General features: G+C 73.9%; 7 protein-coding genes and 1 pseudogene. All 8 read left to right on the forward strand.

The annotated features are described in order from the left end of the window. The coding region (locus tag ABZY33_RS31415) for an FAD-dependent monooxygenase (protein ID WP_356495111.1) at window positions 1-1,248 on the forward strand (1,248 nt) is incomplete at its 5' end. Window positions 1,249-1,725: 477 nt separating this feature from the next. Beyond that, window positions 1,726-3,903, forward strand: coding sequence for an FkbM family methyltransferase (locus ABZY33_RS31420; protein WP_356495129.1), 2,178 nt, complete (start codon window positions 1,726-1,728; stop codon window positions 3,901-3,903). Next, window positions 3,879-4,769 (forward strand): annotated as a pseudogene (locus ABZY33_RS31425) (3-hydroxyacyl-CoA dehydrogenase NAD-binding domain-containing protein); the annotation flags it as partial. The gene ABZY33_RS31420 and the pseudogene ABZY33_RS31425, both read left to right, overlap by 25 nt. A gap of 75 nt (window positions 4,770-4,844) precedes the next feature. After that, a complete protein-coding gene (locus ABZY33_RS31430) occupies window positions 4,845-5,099 on the forward strand; it encodes a phosphopantetheine-binding protein (RefSeq protein ID WP_356495112.1) in 255 nt (84 codons plus the stop codon). A gap of 24 nt (window positions 5,100-5,123) precedes the next feature. After that, window positions 5,124-6,275, forward strand: coding sequence for an acyl-CoA dehydrogenase family protein (locus ABZY33_RS31435; RefSeq protein ID WP_356495113.1), 1,152 nt, complete (start codon window positions 5,124-5,126; stop codon window positions 6,273-6,275). Beyond that, complete coding sequence (locus ABZY33_RS31440) at window positions 6,272-7,318, forward strand: HAD-IIIC family phosphatase (protein WP_356495114.1); 1,047 nt, start codon at window positions 6,272-6,274, stop codon at window positions 7,316-7,318. Before ABZY33_RS31435 ends, ABZY33_RS31440 begins: the two co-directional genes overlap by 4 nt. 56 nt (window positions 7,319-7,374) lie before the next feature. Beyond that, window positions 7,375-19,005, forward strand: a complete 11,631-nt coding sequence (locus ABZY33_RS31445) for an amino acid adenylation domain-containing protein (protein WP_356495115.1) — start codon at window positions 7,375-7,377, stop codon at window positions 19,003-19,005. Beyond that, on the forward strand, window positions 18,998-19,861 hold the full coding sequence (locus tag ABZY33_RS31450) for an alpha/beta hydrolase (RefSeq protein ID WP_356495116.1): 864 nt from the start codon (window positions 18,998-19,000) through the stop codon (window positions 19,859-19,861). The genes ABZY33_RS31445 and ABZY33_RS31450 overlap by 8 nt, the downstream gene beginning before the upstream one ends.

A 19,861-nucleotide genomic window follows, 5' to 3' on the forward strand; every position in this document is an offset into this window, starting at 1 on the left:
GAGACCGAGGACGTGCTGCGCGCGGCGGTGGCCCGGCTCGGCGTCGAGACCGAGTGGGGCGTGCGCCTGACCGGCGTCGAGCAGGACCCGGACGGCGTGCGCCTGCGTCTGACCGGGGCCGACGGGGTCGAGCGCAGCGCTGACAGCCCGTGGCTGATCGGGTGCGACGGCGGCCACGGCACCGTGCGCGAGCTGCTCGGCCTGGACCTGCTCGACGAGACCGGCGGGCGGTGGATGTTGGCCGACGCGCCGGCCGGGACCGGCCTGCCGCCCGACACCCTGCACTGGACCCGGACCTCGTGGACGTCCGTCTGCGCCGCGCGGCGCTCGACGGTGCCGCGCATGGGGGAGGGCCGGGTCTTCCTGGCCGGGAACGCAGCGCCCGTGGACAGCCCAGCCGCCGGGCACGCCATGAACACCGGCGTCCAGGAGGCGTACAACCTGGCCTGGAAGCTCGCCCAGGTGGAACAGGGGCACGCCGGACGGGAACTGCTGGACACCTACGGCCAGGAACGGGCGCCGGCCGGCCGGGCACGGCGCCGCTCCCGCCGCACTCCGGCCTCCGCCCACCGGTCCGGGCGCCTGCTCGTGGCGCCCGCACTGTCGGTCGTCCTCGCTCTCCTGTGGGCGCTGCCGGCGCTGCGCCGGACCGTGCAGCGCAGGCTCCTCGGCGGCCTGTCCGGGCTGCGCACCGACTACGACGCGTCCTCGCTGACCACCGTCGAGTCCTACGAACACGTCGCCGGGATCGGCCCCGTGCTGCTGGCCGGGACCGTGGCGACCCCGCTCCCCGTCGCCGGCGAGCGGATCACCGCCGCCCGGATCCACGACCCGGATGCGCCGGGCTGCCGCGCCCTGCACGGGGAACTGCGCGACCCCCGGTGGTCCCTGCTGCTCGCCGCGGGTGGCACCGGCCCCGGTGACGTGCCCGTCGGCGTGGCCGTGACGGCCGCCGTCCAGTACGCCGAGTGGCTGTCCGTGCGGACGGTGGGCGGCCACCTCCCCGCGGAGCCCGGCCCGCTCGCCGACCCCGACGGCGCACTGCGCGCCGCGCTCGGCCTGGCCCCGGGCTGCTGGCTGCTGGTGCGCCCGGACGGGTACGTCGCCACCCGCGGCGCCGAGCTGACCCGGACCGTGCTGGACCACGCCTTCGCCCCACTGCGCCCCAGGAGCCCGCTGATCGGGGCGGCGCCGCGGGAGCCCGGCATCGTCCTGCCCGCGCCGAACCGCCGCCCGGAGGAGCACTGACCAGGCGCCACCGGAGAGCGGCCCGCCACCGCCGGCCCCGCCGGGGGCTGTCCACCGCAGTTCCGGCCCGGCTCTAGTCGGCGCGCCGACAGTGTGCTGACGACGGACAGTTCGAAAGGCGAGCGGGGCAGCAGTCGTGGGTGCTCGACCCTTTCCGGACGGCCGACGACCTCAAGGAGAGGCATGAGCCCCAAGAACACCACCGCGGAGAAGAACGACGAGGCGGCGCTCGCGCCGTCCCAGCCGGTGCTGTGGCACCTGGCTCTGCTCAGCGGCGACGACGGAACCGCCCTCGGCGCAGGACTCGCCAGTCTCAAGGCCCGGTTCGCCCAGGCTCCGGCCCGCGAGGACGTACCGGTGTCCATCCGCACCGTCGGCAGCACCGAGGGCGACCATCGCGGCGCCGTCCTCACCGGCGACGGCGTAGCCACCGAGATCGGCGCGCAGGAGGCGGCAACCACCGCCCCGGTCGCCTTCATGTTCCCCGGCCTGGGCGACCACTACGTGGACATGGGCCGTGACCTGTACCGCGACTTCCCCGTCTTCCGCACCACGGTCGACGACTGTGCCGAGGCGCTCGCCCCCGAACTCGGCCTGGACATCCGTGACGTCCTCTTCACCGCGCAGGAGCCCGACGGGTCCGGTCCGGCCGCCCCCGTCGTGGACCTGCGGCGCATGCTCGGCCGCGACGACGGCCCGCGGAGCGAGAGCGAGCGCCGGCTCGACGCGACACGGCTGGCCCAGCCGGCGCTGTTCGTCGTCGAGTACGCGCTCGCCCGCCTCTGGGAGTCCTGGGGCGCCCGCCCCTCGCTCATGATCGGCTACAGCCTCGGCGAGTACGTCGCGGCCACGCTCGCCGGTGTGCTCAGCCTCCCGGACGCCCTCACCCTCGTCGCCCGGCGGGCCGCGCTCATCGAGGAGCTGCCGCAGGGCGCCATGCTCGCCGTCATGCTCCCCGAGGAGCAGGTGGCGGAGCTGCTCGGCGACGGCATCTCGCTCTCGGCCGTCAACGGCCCGGAGTTCTCCGTGCTGGCCGGTCCCGTTCCCGCCGTCGAGGCGCTGGAGCGCACCCTCGCCGGCCGGGGCGTGATCAGCCGCCGCGTGCGCTCCACGCACGCCTTCCACTCGTCGCAGATGGAGCCCATCGCCGACCGGGTCACCGAGCTGGTGCGGACCTTCACCCTGAACCCGCCGCGCATCCCGTACATCTCCAACGTCACGGGTGAGCCCATCACCGACGAGCAGGCCACCGACCCCGCCTACTGGGCCCGTCACCTCGTGGGCACCGTCCGCTTCGCGAACGGTCTGCGCCACCTCGCGGGCGTCCCGCTGCTCCTGGAGACGGGGCCCGGCCAGACCCTCAGCAGCCTCGCCACCGAGGTCCGCGGCACCGCGGCCGGCACCATCGTCGCTTCCATGCGCCATCCGCTGGAGCGCCAGTCGGACTCCGCCGTCGCCCTCAAGGCGCTGGGCCGTCTGTGGCTCGCGGGCGCCGACATCGACTGGACCGGCTTCCCGGCCGCCGGCCTCGACATCGTCGCCGACGCCGCCGCGAGCGCCGCCCGCGCGACCGGGCGGGACCTCGCTCCCACCGCCACCGAGCTGGAGCTGGCCGGCATCTGGGCGCGGATCCTGAAGAACCAGCAACTCCCGCACGACGTCAGCTTCTTCGAGCTCGGCGGCAGTTCGCTGCTGGCCACGCGGCTGGCGCTGCGCGTCAAACGCGCCTTCGGCGTGGAGCTGTCCCTGCGCGAGATCTACGAGTGGGCCACCCTCGCCCGCATGGCCGACGCCATCGACACCCTGCGCGCCGGCGGCACCCTGGACGTCACCGGCGAGGGCTCCTCGCACACCGGCAACTCCCTGGCCCGCTTCCGGCTGCCGAACGGCCTGACGGTCTGGCACCAGAACGAGGCGGAGACCCGCCACTTCTACGAGGACATCTTCGACCACCGCACCTATGCCAAGAACGGCATCACCATCCCCGACGGCGCCACCGTCTTCGACGTCGGCGGCAACATCGGCCTGTTCACGCTGTTCTCGCACTACGAGGCCAAGGACGTACGGGTCTTCACCTTCGAGCCCGCCCCGCCGATGTTCGAGCTGCTGAGCCGCAACGTCGCCGAACACGGCGTCGACGCCACCCTGCTCGCCGTCGGTGCCGCCGACACCGAGTCGAAGGCCGCCTTCACCTTCTACCCGCGCAGCTCCGGCATGTCCTCCTTCCACCCCGACGAGGCGGAGGAGAGGCACAACCTGCGCACCATCATCGCCAACCAGCAGAAGACGGACGCGGACGAGGAGGTGGCCCGGCTGGCCGCCTCCGAGGACCTGCTCGACGTCCGCTTCGAGGCCATCGAGTACACCGCCACCCTGCGCCCGCTCAGCGCCGTCATCCGCGAGCACGGCGTCGAGCGCATCGACCTCATCAAGATCGACGTACAGAAGAGCGAGCGCCAGGTCATCGACGGCATCGCGGACGAGGACTGGCCCAAGATCCAGCAGATGGTGCTGGAGGTGCACGACGCGGACGGTGAGGTGGCCCGCCTCGCCGCCCTGCTCACCGGCCACGGGTTCACGGTCACCGCCGAACAGGACGAGCTGTACGTCGGCACGGACATCCACAACATCTACGCCGTACGCGGCACACGCTAACGGAGTCGTACGAGATGGAATTCACGACCGTAGGAGTGGTCGGCGCGGGCGTCATGGGCGTCGGTGTCGCACAGAACCTCGCGCAGACCGGCCATCAGGTGGTCCTCGTGGACGTCCGCGACGACATCCTGGACACCGCGCGCCGCGAACTGCGCACCGGCCTGCGCGCCCAGGCCCTGTTCAACAAGGGCGCCGGCGTCGACCCGGCCGCGATCTTCGAGAAGATCGAGTTCACGACGGACTACGAGCTGCTCGCCAAGGCCGACTTCGTGGTCGAGAACGTCACCGAGGACTGGGACATCAAGCAGCGGGTCTACGAGCGGATCGACGCCATCGTGCGCCCCGAGGTGGTCTTCGCCGTCAACACCTCGGCGATCTCCATCACGCGCGTCGGCTCCGTCACCACGCGCCCCGAGCGGGTCGTCGGCATGCACTTCATGAACCCGGTGCCGATGAAGCCGATGGTCGAGGTCATCCGCGGCCACCACACCACGCCCGCGACGATCGACACCGCCCGCCGCTTCCTGGCGGGGATGGGCAAGGAGTGCATCGTCGTCGAGGACGTGCCCGGCTTCGTCTCCAACCGTGTCCTGATGCTCACCATCAACGAGGCCGTCTTCCTCGTCCAGGACGGGGTGGCGCCCGCGGCCGACGTCGACCGGATCTTCAAGACCTGTTTCGACCACCGGATGGGCCCCCTGGAGACCGCCGACCTGATCGGCCTGGACACCATCCTGAAGTCCGTCGAGGTGCTCTACGAGAGCTTCAACGACAGCAAGTACCGGCCCGCCCCACTGCTGAAGAAGATGGTCGCCGCCGGCCTGCTCGGGCGCAAGAGCGGCGAGGGCTTCCACACGTACCGCTGAGGCGCGGCCGCCGTCGCCGCCCGGCGCGCCCCGGCCTTCCACTCGCCTGCCCACGACAACAGGACGGAAGAAGAGATGAGCAAGGACAACAGGGTCAGGATCGCGGAGTACCTCTCCCGCTTCTTCCCGGTGCAGGACCTCAAGGACGACGACGACATCTTCGAACTCGGCTTCGTCAGCTCGATGTTCGCGATGCAGCTGGTCTCCTTCGTCGAGCACGAGTTCGGCATCGTCGTGGAGAACGAGGACCTGGAGCTGGAGCACTTCCGGTCCATCGGCGCGCTCGACGCCTTCGTCACTCGCAAGCTGTCCGCCGCGGTCCCGCAGTAGGCGCGAGCGGACGACACGACCGTCATGACCGGAGCCCTCACCGCCGACCAGGAGCAGGCCCGCAAGGACTTCAGGGCCTTCGCCGACCGGCACATCGTCCCGTACGCCGCCGCCTGGCACCGTGACCAGCGCACCCCGCCCGAGCTCGTCCGCCTCCTCGCCGACGAGGGGCTGCTCGGCCTGTCCGTCCCCGAGGAGTACGGCGGTGGCGGCTGCGACGCGGTCACCCTCGGACTGCTCGCCGCGGAACTGGGCCGCGCCTGCTCCTCGGTGCGCAGCCTGCTCACCGTCCACACGATGGTGGCGCACGCGATCGCCCGCTGGGGCAGCCGCGAGTCGAAGCGGACCTGGCTGCCGCGGCTGGCGCGCGGCGAGCGCGTCGCCGCCCTCGCCGTCTCCGAACCCGGCGCCGGCAGCGACGCCGCCGCCGTCTCCACCCGCCTGGTCCGCGACGGCGACGACTGGCTGGTGCACGGCCACAAGAAGTGGATCACCTACGGCGAGAGCGCCGGCCTCTTCCTGGTCGTCGGCCGCGCCGAGGAGGGCCCGACGGCCCTGCTCGTCGAGCGCGACACCCCCGGCCTGCGCACCGAGCTGATCGAGGACATGATCGGCATCCGCGCCTCGATGACCGCACACGTGTATCTGGACGGCTGCCGCGTCCCGGGCGCCAACCTGCTCGCCAGGCCCGGTCTCGGCGTCTCGCACGTCACGGGCGCCGCCCTCGACCTCGGGCGCTACACGGTCGGCTGGGGCTGCGTCGGCATCCTCGACGCCTGCCTGGAGGCGAGCGTCGACTACGCCGGACGCCGCGAGCAGTTCGGCTCCCTCATCAAGGACCACCAGCTGGTCCGCCGCATGATCAGCGACATGTACACGTCCGCGCAGGCGGCCCGGCTGCTGTCTCTGGAGGCCGCCCGGCTGCGCGACGAGCACCACCCCGGCGCCCTCGCCGCGACCTCCACGGCCAAGTACTTCGCGGCCACCGCGGCCGGCCGGGCCGCGGCGGACGCCGTACAGATCCACGGCGCCAACGGCTGCGGACCCGACTACCCCGTCCAGCGCCTCCTCGGTGACTCCCGGGTCATGGAGGTCATCGAGGGGAGCGCACAGCTCCACCAAGTGGGCCTTGCCGAATACGCGTTCCAGGAGCGAGCACCGAGGAGTGTGCGATGACGACCACCGTCACGACCCGCAAGACCGTCAAGTGCGTGGTCTGGGACCTCGACAACACCGTATGGGACGGGGTGCTGCTGGAGGACGGCGACGTCACCCTGCGTCCCGGTGCCGTCGAGGCCATCCGCACCCTCGACGAGCGCGGGATCCTGCATTCGGTCGCCAGCCGCAACGACCACGACGCGGCCATGGCGAAGCTGGCGGAGTTCGGCCTCGCCGAGTACTTCCTCCACCCGCAGATCAACTGGGGCGACAAGTCCGGCTCCGTCCGCGCCGTCGCCGAGGCCCTCAACATCGGCATCGACACCCTGGCCTTCGTCGACGACCAGCCCTTCGAGCGGGACGAGGTCCGCTTCGCCCACCCCGAGGTGCTGTGCGTCGACGCCGCCGACGCCGCGGGCCTGCCCGGCCTGCCCGAGCTGCGGCCCCGCTTCGTCACCGCCGACTCGCGCGAGCGCCGCCACCTCTACCGCGCCGACGCCCGCCGCCGGCAGGCCGAGGACTCCCACGGCGGAACCAGCGAGGAGTTCCTCGCCTCGCTGGGCATGCGCTTCGGTATCGCGCCCGCCGAGGAACGCGACCTGCAGCGCGCCGAGGAGCTGACCGTCCGCACCAACCAGCTCAACGCCACCGGCTACACCTACTCCTACGAGGAACTGGACGCCTTCCGCCGCTCGCCCCGCCACGACCTGCTCGTCGCGGACCTCGAGGACACCTACGGCACCTACGGGAAGATCGGCCTCGCCCTCGTCGAGCGCGGCGACGCCGTGTGGACCGTGAAGCTGCTGCTGATGTCCTGCCGCGTCATGTCGCGCGGCGTCGGCACCGTCCTGCTGCACCACCTGATCCGCACCGCCCACGCGGCGGGCGTGACCCTGCGCGCCGAGTTCATCCCCACCGACCGCAACCGGACGATGTTCGTCACCTACAAGTTCGCCGGTTTCCGCCAGGCGGACCGGCAGGGCGACCTGTGCGTGCTGGAGCACGACGGCGCCCGGTTGCCGCAGTTCCCGCCGTACATGGATGTCACCGTCGCCGGCTGACCCTCCCCGCACAGACATTCGGCCACCGCACTGCTGGAGAGAGACGGAAGGCAGAGATGAACGCCCAAGCCAATGAGGAGCGACTGCGGCGCGCGATGGCCGCCGTCCTGCAGCTCCAGCAGCGCAACGCGGAGCTGGAGAGCCGGCGGACCGAGCCCGTCGCGATCGTCTCGATGGCGTGCCGGCTGCCGGGCGGGATCGACACCCCGGAGCGGTACTGGGACCTCCTGGCGGCCGGCGAGGACGCCATCGGCCCGCTGCCCGAGCGCTGGGACGACCTCGACCTGTACGACCCCGATCCGGGGGCCTCCGGCAAGAGCTACGCACGCGAGGGCGGCTTCCTGACCGGCCTGGACCACTTCGACGCGGACTTCTTCGGGATCACCGCGCGGGAGGCCGTCGCGATGGACCCGCAGCAGCGGCTGGTCCTCCAGACGGCCTGGGAGGCACTGGAGGGGGCCGGCGTCGTCCCCGGCACCCTCGCCGGCAGCCGCACCGGCGTGTACCTGGGCGCCATGCGCTCCGACTACGGCACGGGCCAGGCCGACCTCGAACAACTGGACGGCTACCAGGGCACCGGCATCTCCGGCAGCGTCGTCTCGGGCCGGCTCTCCTACCTGCTGGGCCTCCAGGGCCCCGCGATCACGGTCGACACCGCGTGCTCCTCGTCGCTGGTCGCCCTCCACATGGCCTGCGCCGCCCTGCGCGCCGGGGAGTGCGACACGGCCCTGGCCGGCGGTGTCACGGTGATGAGCTCGCCCGCGCTGTTCGTCGAGTCCAGCCGGCTGGGCGCGATGTCGCCCGACGGGCGCTGCAAGAGCTTCTCGGCCGGGGCCGACGGCGGAGGCTGGTCCGAAGGCTGCGGCATGATCCTCCTCAAGCGCCTCTCGGCGGCGCAGCGCGACGGGGACCGCGTCCTGGCCGTGATCCGCGGCTCGGCGGTCAACCAGGACGGCCGCAGCCAGGGCCTCACCGCACCCAACGGCCCGGCGCAGCAGCAGGTCATCCGCGCGGCACTCGAATCCGCCGGGCTCACCCCCGCGGACCTCGACGCCGTCGACGCGCACGGCACCGGCACCCCGCTCGGCGACCCGATCGAGGCGGGCGCCCTGGCCGGGGTGTTCGCGGCCGGCCGTGCCGAGGACCGGCCGCTGCACCTGGGCTCGTCCAAGTCGAACATCGGACACACGCAGGCCGCGGCCGGCGTCGCCGGCGTCATGAAGATGGTCCTCGCCCTGCGCGGCGAACTGCTGCCCCGCTCCCTGCACTGCGCCGACCCCAGCCCGCACATCGCCTGGGAGGGCAGCGGGCTGCGGCTGCTGGACGAGGCGCGGCCCTGGCGGCGCGGCGAGCGGCCACGCCGGGCAGGGGTCTCCTCGTTCGGCATCAGCGGCACCAACGCGCATCTGATCCTGGAGGAGGCGCCCGAACCGGCGGCCGGAGAGGCCACCGAGCCCCGGCCCGCGCTGCCGGCCGCGAAGGCCCACCCGATCCTGGTCTCCGCGCGCGATCCCCGGGCGCTGCGCGCGCAGGCCGCCCGGTGGGCCGACTGGTTCGCCGCGCACCCCTCCCAGCCGGTCCCGCAGGCCGCGCGCGCCGCCGCGCTCGGCCGTACCCACTTCCCCTCGCGCGCCTCGGTCCTCGCCCACGACAGCGAGGAGGCCGCCCGCGGGCTGCGCGCGCTGGCCGACGGACTGCCGCACGAGAACCTGGTCGAGGCAGCGGCCACGGCGCGCGGCAAGGTCGTCTTCGTCTTCCCCGGCCACGGCAGCCAGTGGCGGGAGATGGGCCGCCAACTGCTCACCGAATCGCCGGAGTTCGCCCATGCCGTCGACGCCTGCGACGAGGCATTCCGGCCGTGGCTCGACTGGTCCGTGCGCGACCTGCTCGCCGGGGACGAACCGCCGGGTCTGCCCTTCGACCGCCTGGACGTCCTGCAACCGGCCCTGTTCACCATGGCCCTGGGCCTGACCGCGGTCTGGCGCTCGCTCGGCCTCGAGCCGGCCGCCGTCGTGGGCAGCAGTCAGGGCGAGGTGCCCGCCGCCGTCGTGTCGGGCGCCCTCTGCCTGGACGACGCCGCGAAGATCGTCGCCCTGCGCAGCCAGGCGCTGCTGCGCGAGTGCAGCGGCCTGGGCGCCATGGCCCTGCTCGAACTGCCCGTGGGCGAGGTCGAGGAGCTGATCGCCCCCTACGGCGACGCGCTGTCCGTGGCACTCGTCAACACGCCGGGCTCCACCGTGGTCTCCGGCGATCCGGAGGCGGTGGACGCCGTGCTCGCCGCGCTGGCCGGCCGGGACGTGTTCTGCCGCCGCATCAACGCCGACGCCGCCGGCCACTGCGCCCACGTCGACCCCATCCTGCCCGGCCTGGCCGAGCACTTCGCCGGTGTACGGCCCGAGGCGGGGACGATCCCCTTCTACTCCACGGTGACCGGCGCCGTCCTCCAGGGCGGCGCGCTCGACGGTACGTACTGGTGCCGCAACCTGCGCGAGACCGTCCGCATGGACCGCGCGCTCGACCAGCTCGTCGCCGACGGTTTCGGGGTGTTCGTCGAGATCAGCTCCCATTCCGTGCTCGGGATGCCGCTGACCGGTGCCACCGCGGAGTCCGGCGGTGTCGTGGTGGGCACCCTGCGCCGCGGCCAGGGCGGTACCGCCGAGTTCATGCGCTCCCTCGGCGCCCTGCACGCCCAGGGCCACGAGGTCGACTGGGAACGGGTCCTGGGCGCCGGCGCGCGCACCGACCTGCCGCAGCTTCCCCCCTACGCCTTCCAAGGGCGGCGCTACTGGTTCGACGCCCCGCACCGGTCGGCCACCCCCGACGCGCCCCCGGCGGGCGACGGGGCGGGGGCGCCGGCGGCGGAGCCCGCGGGGCTGCGGGAGGAGCTCGCCGCGCTGCCCGCGCAGCAGGCCCTGGAACACCTCACCGAGCTGGTGCGCCGGGAGGCGGCCGTGCTGCTCGGCGCCGCCGAGCCCGTCCCCGCCGACCAGCGGCTGCAAGAACGCGGCCTGGACTCCATCATGGGTCTGCAACTGCGCAACCGGCTCAGCGCGGCGGCCCGCGTCACCCTCCCCACGAACGTCGCCTTCGCCCACCCCACGCCTCAGCTGCTCGCGGAGCACCTGCTGGGGCTGGTCCGCGGCGCCCTCGACCCGGGCGACGACACGCCGCCGCTGGACCGTGCCGAGCAGCGCGAGGTCCTGCCCGCCACGGAGGGACAGCGCCGGCTGTGGTTCCTGGAGCAGATGGAGCCCGGCAGCGCCCAGTACAACGCCCCGGTCGCCCTGCGCGTGACCCGGCCCCTCGACCCGGAGCTGCTCGAACGCGCCCTCACCCACCTCATCCGCCGGCACGAGGCCCTGCGTACCGGCCTGGAGACCCGCGACGGTGACCTCGTCCAGGTCGTCCACGACGACTTCGTCACCCCCTTCACCCACGAGGACCTCTCCGCCGCGCCGACGGGCGAGGCCGCGGTCGCCGAGCGGATCGGCGCCGAGGAGCGCGTGCCCTTCGACCTGTCCGGCCGGACCCTGCTGCGGCTGCTCCTGCTGGACGTCCCCGACGGCGGACAGGTGCTGCTCCTGACGCTGCACCACGCCGTCGGCGACGGCTGGTCGCTGACCTTGATGCTCCAGCAACTGCACGCGCTCTACGGCGAACTGGCCCGCGGCGACCGGCCCCAGGACACGCCCGCCGCCCGCCACCTCGGCGACTACGCGGTCCGCCAGCAGCGCACCCTGGAGGAGGACGGTTTCGCGGGCCCGCTGCGGTACTTCGCGGCGGAACTCGACGGCATGGGCCGCCTGGACCTGCCCCCGCACTCCGCCGTCCCGGGCAGCGACACCGTCTCCTTCACGGTGCCCGCGTCGCTGCGCCGCGAACTGGAGGAGCTGGCGGCCCGCGAGGCGGTGACCCCCTACGCCGTCCACGCCGCCGCCTTCGCGCTGCTGCTGGCCCGCAGCACCGGCAGCAACGACTTCGGCCTGGGCACCATCTGGGCCAACCGCCAACTGGCCGGTACCGAGGACCTGGTCGGGTTCCTGGTCAACACGCTGCCGCTGCGCTGCGATCTGACGGGCGATCCGACGTTCAGGGAACTCCTGGCCGCCACCGCCTCCCGGGTCCGGCGGCTCGCCGACCACCAGGACGTACCGCTCACCGAGGTCGTGCGCGCGCTCCCCGGTGCGCGCGGCACGGACGAGCACCCGCTCTTCCGGGTCCTGTTCAACTACCGTGCGACGGCCCTGCCCGTCCTCGGGGAGGGGGACGACGCCTGGCGACCGTCGGACGACACGAGCGTCACCGGCACCCCGCGCGGTGTGGCCAAGTCCGAACTCGGCCTGACCCTCGCGCCCGACGGGGACGCCCTCGCGGGCGAGCTGGAGTACCAGCTGCGGGTGGTCGACACGGACACGGCCCGGCGGATGGCGGAGAACTTCCGCACCCTCCTCGCCGACCTGGTCCGCGACCCCGACCGCCCGGTCAGCCTGCTGGAGCTGCTGGGCGAGGAGGAACAGAGCTGGTTCGAGCGGTGGACCGGGCCCGCCGTCCCGGGCGCGGAGGCCCAGGACAGCGCCCTGCACGGCATCATCGCCCAGGCTCACCGCACCCCGGACGCCGTGGCGCTCGTCGACGGCGAGCGGCAACTCACCTACCGGGAGACGCTGGTGCGCGCCGAGGCGCTCAGCACCCGGCTGCGGGCGCGAGGAGTCGGTCACGGCTCTCTCGTGGGTATCCATCTGCCGCGCTCGGCGGAGCTGGTCATCGCCGTCCTGGCGACCTGGCTCGCCCGGGCCGCCTACGTCCCGCTGGACCCCGCCTACCCCCGGGCCCGCCTCGAGCACGTGCGGCGGGACAGCGGGCTGCGGGTCGTGCTCTCCACCGACGAGGGCGCGGCCGACGTGTCGGGCGACGGTGTCGACGTCCTGACGGCCGACGCCCCGGCGGCGAGCGGCACCGAACTGCCCCGGCCCCCCGCCGGGCAGGCACCGGACGACCTCGCGTACGTCATCTACACCTCGGGATCGACCGGCAACCCCAAGGGCGTCATGGTCGAGCACGACCAGTTCGCCACCTTCTGCCGGGCGATGGACGAGCGGGTCGGCGGGGGAGCGGGGCACACCTGGCTCGCGGTGACCAGCCTGTCCTTCGACATCTCGACCCTCGAACTGCTGTGGACCCTCACCCGTGGCTACCGGGTCGTCGTCGCCGACGGACCGGCGGCCGGCTGGTCGCGGTACGCCCACTGGAGCCCCACCCATCTGCAGTGCACGCCCTCGCTGGCCCGGATGCTCCTGGCGGACGCCGAGGGCCGGGACCTGGTGCGCGGCCTGGAGCGCATGCTGGTCGGCGGCGAACCGCTCGACCGGGGACTCGCCCGCCGGCTCACCGACCTCCTCGACGGCGAACTGACCAACATGTACGGGCCGACCGAGACCACGGTGTGGTCCTCGGCCTGGACCGTGCGGCCCGGCGAGATCAGCCTCGGCGAGCCGCTGCACGGCAACCGCCTGTACGTGCTCGATCCCGCCGGCCGGCGCGTGCCGCGCGGCTTCCGGGGCGAACTGCACATCGGCGGACGGGCCGTCACCCGCGGCTACCTCGCCCGCCCCGAACTCACCGCCGGGCGTTTCGTGCCGGACCCCTTCGCCGGCCTGCCCGGCGCCCGGATGTACCGCACCGGCGATGTCGTACGCCACCGCGCCGACGGCACCCTGGAGTTCTGCGGCCGGAGCGACTCCCAGGTCAAACTGCACGGACACCGCATCGAACTCGGGGAGATCGAGTCGGTCGCGGCCGAGCACGAGGCGGTCGCCGAATGTGCCGCCGTGGTGCGCCCCGACGCCACCGGCGAACCCGCGCTCTTCCTGTACTGGACCCCCGCAGACGGCGCGCGGGACGGCGAGGACCGGCTGGCCGCCCTGCTCACCGAGCGGCTTCCCGGTTACATGGTGCCCGGGCACGTGATCGCCCTGGACGAGCTGCCGCACACCCCCAACAAGAAGATCGACAAGGTCGCCGTCGCCCGCCTCGCACCCCCCTCCGCGCAGGCCGCGCGGAGAGCGGGGGAGAGCGGCGACGAGATCGAGCGCGCCGTCACCGACGCCTGGGCGACGGTGCTCGGCCGCGCGGAGATCGACCCCGACCGGGGCATCTTCGACCTGGGCGCCGACTCCATGGCGGCGCTGAAGGCGCACGAGCGGATGCGCGCGGCCCTGGGCCGGGAGTTCCCCCTGTCCACCCTGTTCCGCTACCCGACGGTGCGGCAGCTCACCGCCCATCTGCGGGGAGCCGCCGCGCCGGACGAGGTGTCCGTGACGCCCCGGCGGACGAGGCGGACCGAGGACGACGCCATCGCGATCGTCGGAGTGGCGTGCAGGCTGCCCGGTGCGGCCGACGTGGACGCGTTCTGGGACAACCTGCGCCACGGCGTCGAGTCCATCACCCACTTCACCGACGAGGAACTCGTCGCGGCGGGCGTGACCGAGGAGGACCTCACCCACCCCGACTACGTCCGCGCCCGCGCGGTGGTGGACGGCGCCGACCTCTTCGACGCCGGCTTCTTCGACTACTCGCCCGCCGAGGCCGAGTCCATGGACCCGCAGCACCGGCTGCTGCTGGAAGTGGCCTGGCGGGCCTTCGAGAACGCGGGGATCGTCCCGCAGGACGTCGAGGGCCGGGTGTCCGTCTTCGCGGGCTCCGGTTACGGCGGCTACGAGCCGGGCGAGAGCGCCGACCTGTCGTCCTTCTACCGCACGATGATCGGGAACAAGACCGACTACCTCGCCACCCGCATCGCTCACCGGTTCAACCTCCGCGGCCCCGCCCTCACCGTGCAGACCGCCTGCTCCACCGGCCTGGTCGCCACCCACCTGGCCCGCCAGAGCCTGCTCAGCGGCGAGTCGGACGTCTCCCTCGTGGGGGCCTCCTCCCTGACCCTCCCCCTCGTCCAGGGCTTCGTCCACCAGGACGGTCTGGTGGTCTCCCCGGACGGCAGGTGCCGGGCCTTCGACGAGAAGGGCAGCGGCACGGTCTTCGGCAGCGGAGTCGTCGCGCTGGTGCTGCGCCGGCTGAGCGACGCCGAGGCCGACGGCGACCGCGTCTACGCCGTGCTCCGGGGCAGCGCCGTCAACAACGACGGTGCGCAGAAGGCCGGTTTCACCGCGCCGAGTGTCGACGGACAGGCGTACGCCGTGGCCGAGGCACAGGCCGAGGCGCGCGTCCGGCCGGAGAACATCGGTTACCTCGAAGCCCATGGCACCGCGACCGCGCTGGGCGACCCCATCGAAGTGCAGGCGCTGCAGAAGGTGTTCGCCGGCGCGGACCGGGACGAGCCGTGCGCGCTGGGCTCGGTGAAGACCAACATCGGGCACGCCGACGCCACCGCCGGGCTCGCCGGACTGCTCAAGGCCGCGCTCTGCGTCCACCACGGCGAACTCGTGCCGAGTCTCAACTACGAGCACCCCAACCCCGAGATGGGGCTCGACCCCGGACTGTTCTACGTGAACACCGAACGCAAGCCCTGGCGGAGCACCGGGCCGCGCCGGGCCGGCGTCTCCTCCTTCGGCATCGGCGGCACCAACACCCATGTCGTCATCGAGCAGGCCCCGCAGCCCGCCGCGCGGCCCGCGGTGCGAAAGCCCGCGCCGGACACGCCCGTACCGATCGTGCTCTCCGGCAAGAACGACGCGGCCCTGCGCGACCAGGCGGCCCAGTGGGCCGACTGGCTGGAGCGACGGCCGCGGACCGAGGTGGCGGACATCGCCCGCACCGCCCTCCTGCGGCGGGCCCACTTCACCGAGCGGGCCGTCGTGCACGCCGCCACCGCGCAGCAGGCGGGCGAGGCGCTGCGCGCGCTGTCCGAGGACCGCGCCCACGCCGGCCTGGCCCGCTCCACCGCGGCCCCGCGGGGCCGCACGGTCTTCGTCTTCCCCGGCCAGGGCGCCCAGTGGCCCGGCATGGGCCGGGCCCTGCTGGCCGAGTCACCGGCGTTCGCCGAGACGGTCGGCGCCTGCGACGCGGCGTTCCAGCCGCTCATCGGCCGGTCGGTGGCCGGGCTGCTGGCGGAGACGGACACCGACGCCGCACTGCTGGAGCGCCTCGACGTGATCCAGCCGCTGATGTTCACGATGTACGTGGCGCTGGCCGCGGCCTGGAGCGAACTGGGCGTCCGCCCCGACGCCGTGGTCGGGCACAGCCAGGGCGAGGTCGCCGCCGCCGTGGTCGCCGGGGCCCTCACCCTCGACGAAGGCGCCCGGATCATCGCCGTCCGCAGCCGCGCCCTGCAAGGCGTCGCCGGCGTGGGCGCCATGGCCGTCGTGGAACTCCCCCTCGAGGCGGTCCGGGAACGGATCGCGCCCTACGGCGAGCGCCTCTCGGTGGCCGCCGTGAACACCCCGCTGTCCGTCGCCGTCTCCGGGGACGCCGACGCCGTCGAGGAGCTGCTGTTCGACCTCGACGACGAGGACGTCGTGTGCGGCAAACTGGCGGCCCCCGTGGCCTCGCACAGCCACCACATGGACGCCCTGCTCCCCGTCATCGAGGCCGAACTCACCGCTGTGCGGCCCCGGTCCGGCTCCGTCCCGTTCTACTCCACGGTGACCGGTGACGTACTGGACGGCGAGGAACTCACCGCCGGCTACTGGCTGCGCAACCTGCGGGAGCCGGTCCGGCTCGACCAGGCACAGCAGCGGCTGCTGGACGCGGGACACGACGTGTTCATCGAGGTGGGCCCGCACCCCGTCCTGGCCGCCCCGCTCACCGAGGGCGACGAGCGGGCCCTGGTCACCGGCACGCTGCGCCGGGACCACGGAGGCCGCCACCAACTGCTGCACGGCCTCGGGCAGCTGCACATCCACGGCCACCGCGTCGACTGGGCGACCGCGCTCGCGCCGCTCGGCAGCGGTGCGGGCCCGGACCTGCCCGGCTACGCCTTCCAGCGCCGCAGCTACTGGGCCAAGGCGCCGCGCCCCGCCCCCGCCGCGCAGACGGCCGGCGGCGCCTTCTGGGACGCGGTCGGCAGCGGGGAGGGCGGACGCCTCGCGGAACTCCTCGACACCCCCGACCGGCTCCGCTCCAGCGTCGACGAGGTCCTCCCGTTGATCACCGAGTGGTGGCACCGGCAGGAGTCCGAGAACCGGCTCGGCGGCTGGCTCTACCAGGAGGCCTGGCGGGCGGCGCCCCTCGGCCCCGCGCGCACCTCCGGTCTGTGGCTGCTGGTCGACACGGACCGGGAGCCCGAACTCGCCGCGGCGGCCGAAGAGGCGCTGCGCGCGGCCGGCGCCGACGTGCACCGCCTGCGCGCCACCGGCGACCGGCAGGCCGTCGCCGAAGCCCTGAGCGCACTGCCCCTGCGACCCACGGGCATCCTCACCCTCGGTCCGCTCGACGACACCGGCACCGCGGGCGGACTGACCGAAGGACTGCACACCACGCTCGCCCTGCTCCAGGGCGCCGCCGACAGCGGTGTGACCAGCCCCCTGTGGGCGCTCACCTGCGGGGCCGTGGACATCGACGGCACCGAAGGCGTCCCGCACCCGGCGCGCGCCCTGGTGACCGGGCTCGGACGCGTCGCGGCCCTGGAGACCCCGCTGCACTGGGGCGGCACGATCGACCTCCCCGCCCGGCCGCACGACGGCTGGGCCGCCCAGCTCGTGGCGGCGCTGGCCGCCGATGACCACGAGGACCAGGTGGCGCTGCGCCCGGCGGGCCGGTTCGTGCGGCGCCTGCGGCGCGCCGAACCGCAGGCCGGCCCGGCGCCGTGGCGCACCAGCGGCACCGCCCTGATCACCGGCGGGCAGGGCGCGCTCGGCAGGCACCTGGCCCGCCGGCTCGCCGCCCGCGGAGCCGAACGGATCGTGCTGGCCTCACGCCGCGCCGGCCTGACCCCCGAGACCGAGCAACTGCGCGCCGAACTCGCCGAGCACGGCGTGCAGGTGCTGGCCGAGACCTGCGACGTGACCGACCGCGCACAGGTGGACGCGCTCCTCGCGGGGATCAGGGACGGCGGCGGCGACCTCACCTTCGTCGCCCACCTGGCGGGTATGTCGGCGATGGCGCCGATCCAGGCCGTCACCGCCGAGAGCGCGGACCAGGAGGCCGCCGCGAAGGTACTGGGAGCCCGGCACCTGCACGAGGCACTGGCCGGACATCCGCTGGACGCATTCGTGCTGTACGGCAGCGGCGCGAGCCTGTGGGGCGGCGCGGGCCAGGCCGTCTACGGCGCCGCCAACACCGCGCTGGAGGCACTGGCCCGGCACCGCCGCGCCGCGGGGCTGCCGGCGACGGTGGTCCACTGGGGCGGCTGGGCGGGCGGCGGCATGGTCGATGCCGAGGTGGAGCGCACGGCGCGCTCCCGCGGCCTGCGCTCCATGGCGCCCGCGGTGGCGCTGGACGCCCTCGAACTCGCCCTGCGCACCGACGCCGTGGTGCTCGGAGTGGCCGACCTCGACTGGCCGCGCTTCGCCCCGGCCTACCGCGCGGCCCGCCCCCGGCCCCTGATCGACGAGATCGCCGAGGCCGCGCCGGACCCGGACACCGACCTCGTCGCCGGTGACCCGTCGGCCGGCCGGGCGCTGCGCGAGGCGCTCGCGACGCAGAGCGCCGCAGCGCGGACGCAGACCCTCACCGACCTCGTCAGGGCGCAGGTGGCACCCGTCCTCGGCCTGCCCCTGGACGCCGTACCGGACGGGCAGCCGTTGCAGGAGCTGGGCCTCGACTCACTCATGGCCGTGACCGTCCGCAAGGAACTGGTGCGCCGCACCGGCCTGCCCGTGACCACCGAGATGATCCTGCGCCATGCCAGCTGCGCCGGCCTCGGTGCCCACCTGCTGACCGAACTGCTGCCCGATGAGGCGCGGGCCGTGCCCGGCCCGGCGCCGCAGAGCGCCGACGACCCCTGGCTCCGCGTCCTGAAACGGGCCGAGCAGCCCCGGGCACGCGTCTTCTGCGTGGCCGGCATGGGCGGGACGACGGGCGGATTCCTGCCGCTCGTCCGCCATCTCCCCGACGACGTCGAACTCGTCGGGATCCAGCTGCCCGGACGCGAGAGCCGCGCCGGGGAAGCGCCGGCGAGCGACATGATGGCGCTGGCCGACCACGTCATGGCGGCCCTGTCGAGCCGGCTCGACGTCCCGTTCGTCCTGTTCGGACACAGCCAGGGTTCCTGGCTGTGCTGGGAGGTCGCGCACCGGCTCGCGCACCGGCCCGGCGTGCCCGCGGCGGCCCTCCTCGTGGCCTGCGCCCTGCCGCCCCTCGCCGAACCCACGGCCGGGCTGCGCCGGCTCGCCGAGCTGACCGGTGACTTCGGGTCGGTCGCCTTGGAGGAGTTCGCGGACATCTTCCGCGGCCTGCTGCCCGAGGAGGTGCTCGACGACGAGGAACTGCTCGCCGGCTACGTCGAGCGGCTGCGCGCCGACACCGCGCTCGCCGACAGCCACCGGACCGCGCTGCACGGCGCCCCGCGCCCCGCGCTCGCCCTGCCGGTCCTCGCCGTCGAGGCCACCGGCGACCCGGTACTGCCCCCGGGCGCGATGGACGTGTGGCGCGAACTGACGGCAGGACCGTTCTCGGTCTCGCACATTGACGGCTCGCACGCCGCCCCGATCGTCAACGCCGGTGCCATGGCCGGCGAACTTCTGAAGGCGGTCTCGAAGGCCGTCACCACCGCTGAGGAGAACCATGCCTGAGATCGAGCGCCCGGACGGCGCACGACTGCACTACGAGGTGCACGGTGACGGATTTCCCGTCCTGCTGCTGGCCCCCGGCGGTGCGGACAGCCGCACCGGCATGTGGGAGTCGAACTTCTACCACCCGGTGAGCGAACTGTCCCGGCACTTCCGGGTCATCGCCATGGACCAGCGGCACGCCGGCCGCAGCGCCGACGCGCCCGCACTGCCCTTCTCCTACGAGCGGCAGGCGGCCGACCAGGTGGCCGTCCTCGACGCGCTCGGCGTCGACCGGGCGCACGTCGTCAGCGCCGGCAGCGGCACGGCGCAGGCCTGGCGGCTGGCGCACGACGCCCCGGAGCGGGTGTGTTCCGTCGTCGCGCAGGAACCCGTCGGCATCGACCCGGCTGTCAACAGCCTGGCCACCTATCTGCGCACGTTCGACGAGGCCATGCGCTTCCCGCGGGCCGAGGGCCTGCCGGCGGTCGTCGCGGCCGCCGAACGGGACGCCCGGTTCGCCGTCAACGCCGCGGCGGGCCCGTTCGCCGGGCGGCTGCGCGAGGACCCGGCGTTCCGCGAGGAGATCCTGGCCCAGCGCCGGGAGCGCTACCTGATCCGCCTGGTGCGTTTCCGCGACGGCCTGTGGCCCGCCGGCTCCGCCTACTTCTCGGTGCCCGAGGAGTGGATGGCCCGCTGCCCCGTGCCGCTGCTGGTCCTTCCGGGCAACGACGACGCCCACCCCGAACTGCTGGCCAAGCGGATCTGCGACGAGGCGCCCGACGCGACCCTGCTGGACGCCGACCACGCCGCGCCGGACAAGCGCGCGCAGACGGTCGACGCCATCGTCTCCTTCCTGACCACCCGCACCCCGCGCTGA

It is taken from the genome of Streptomyces sp. NPDC006552 (assembly GCF_040611655.1).
Classification (GTDB): Bacteria; Actinomycetota; Actinomycetes; order Streptomycetales; family Streptomycetaceae; genus Streptomyces.

Bases quoted from the DNA above. Each gene is read 5' to 3' on its own strand.
- ABZY33_RS31435 (WP_356495113.1), top strand. From the start codon at position 5,124: ATGACCGGAGCCCTCACCGCCGACCAGGAGCAGGCCCGCAAGGACTTC.
- ABZY33_RS31445 (WP_356495115.1), top strand. From the start codon at position 7,375: ATGAACGCCCAAGCCAATGAGGAGCGACTGCGGCGCGCGATGGCCGCC.
- ABZY33_RS31440 (WP_356495114.1), top strand. From the start codon at position 6,272: ATGACGACCACCGTCACGACCCGCAAGACCGTCAAGTGCGTGGTCTGG.
- ABZY33_RS31420 (WP_356495129.1), top strand. From the start codon at position 1,726: ATGTTCCCCGGCCTGGGCGACCACTACGTGGACATGGGCCGTGACCTG.
- ABZY33_RS31430 (WP_356495112.1), top strand. From the start codon at position 4,845: ATGAGCAAGGACAACAGGGTCAGGATCGCGGAGTACCTCTCCCGCTTC.
- ABZY33_RS31450 (WP_356495116.1), top strand. From the start codon at position 18,998: ATGCCTGAGATCGAGCGCCCGGACGGCGCACGACTGCACTACGAGGTG.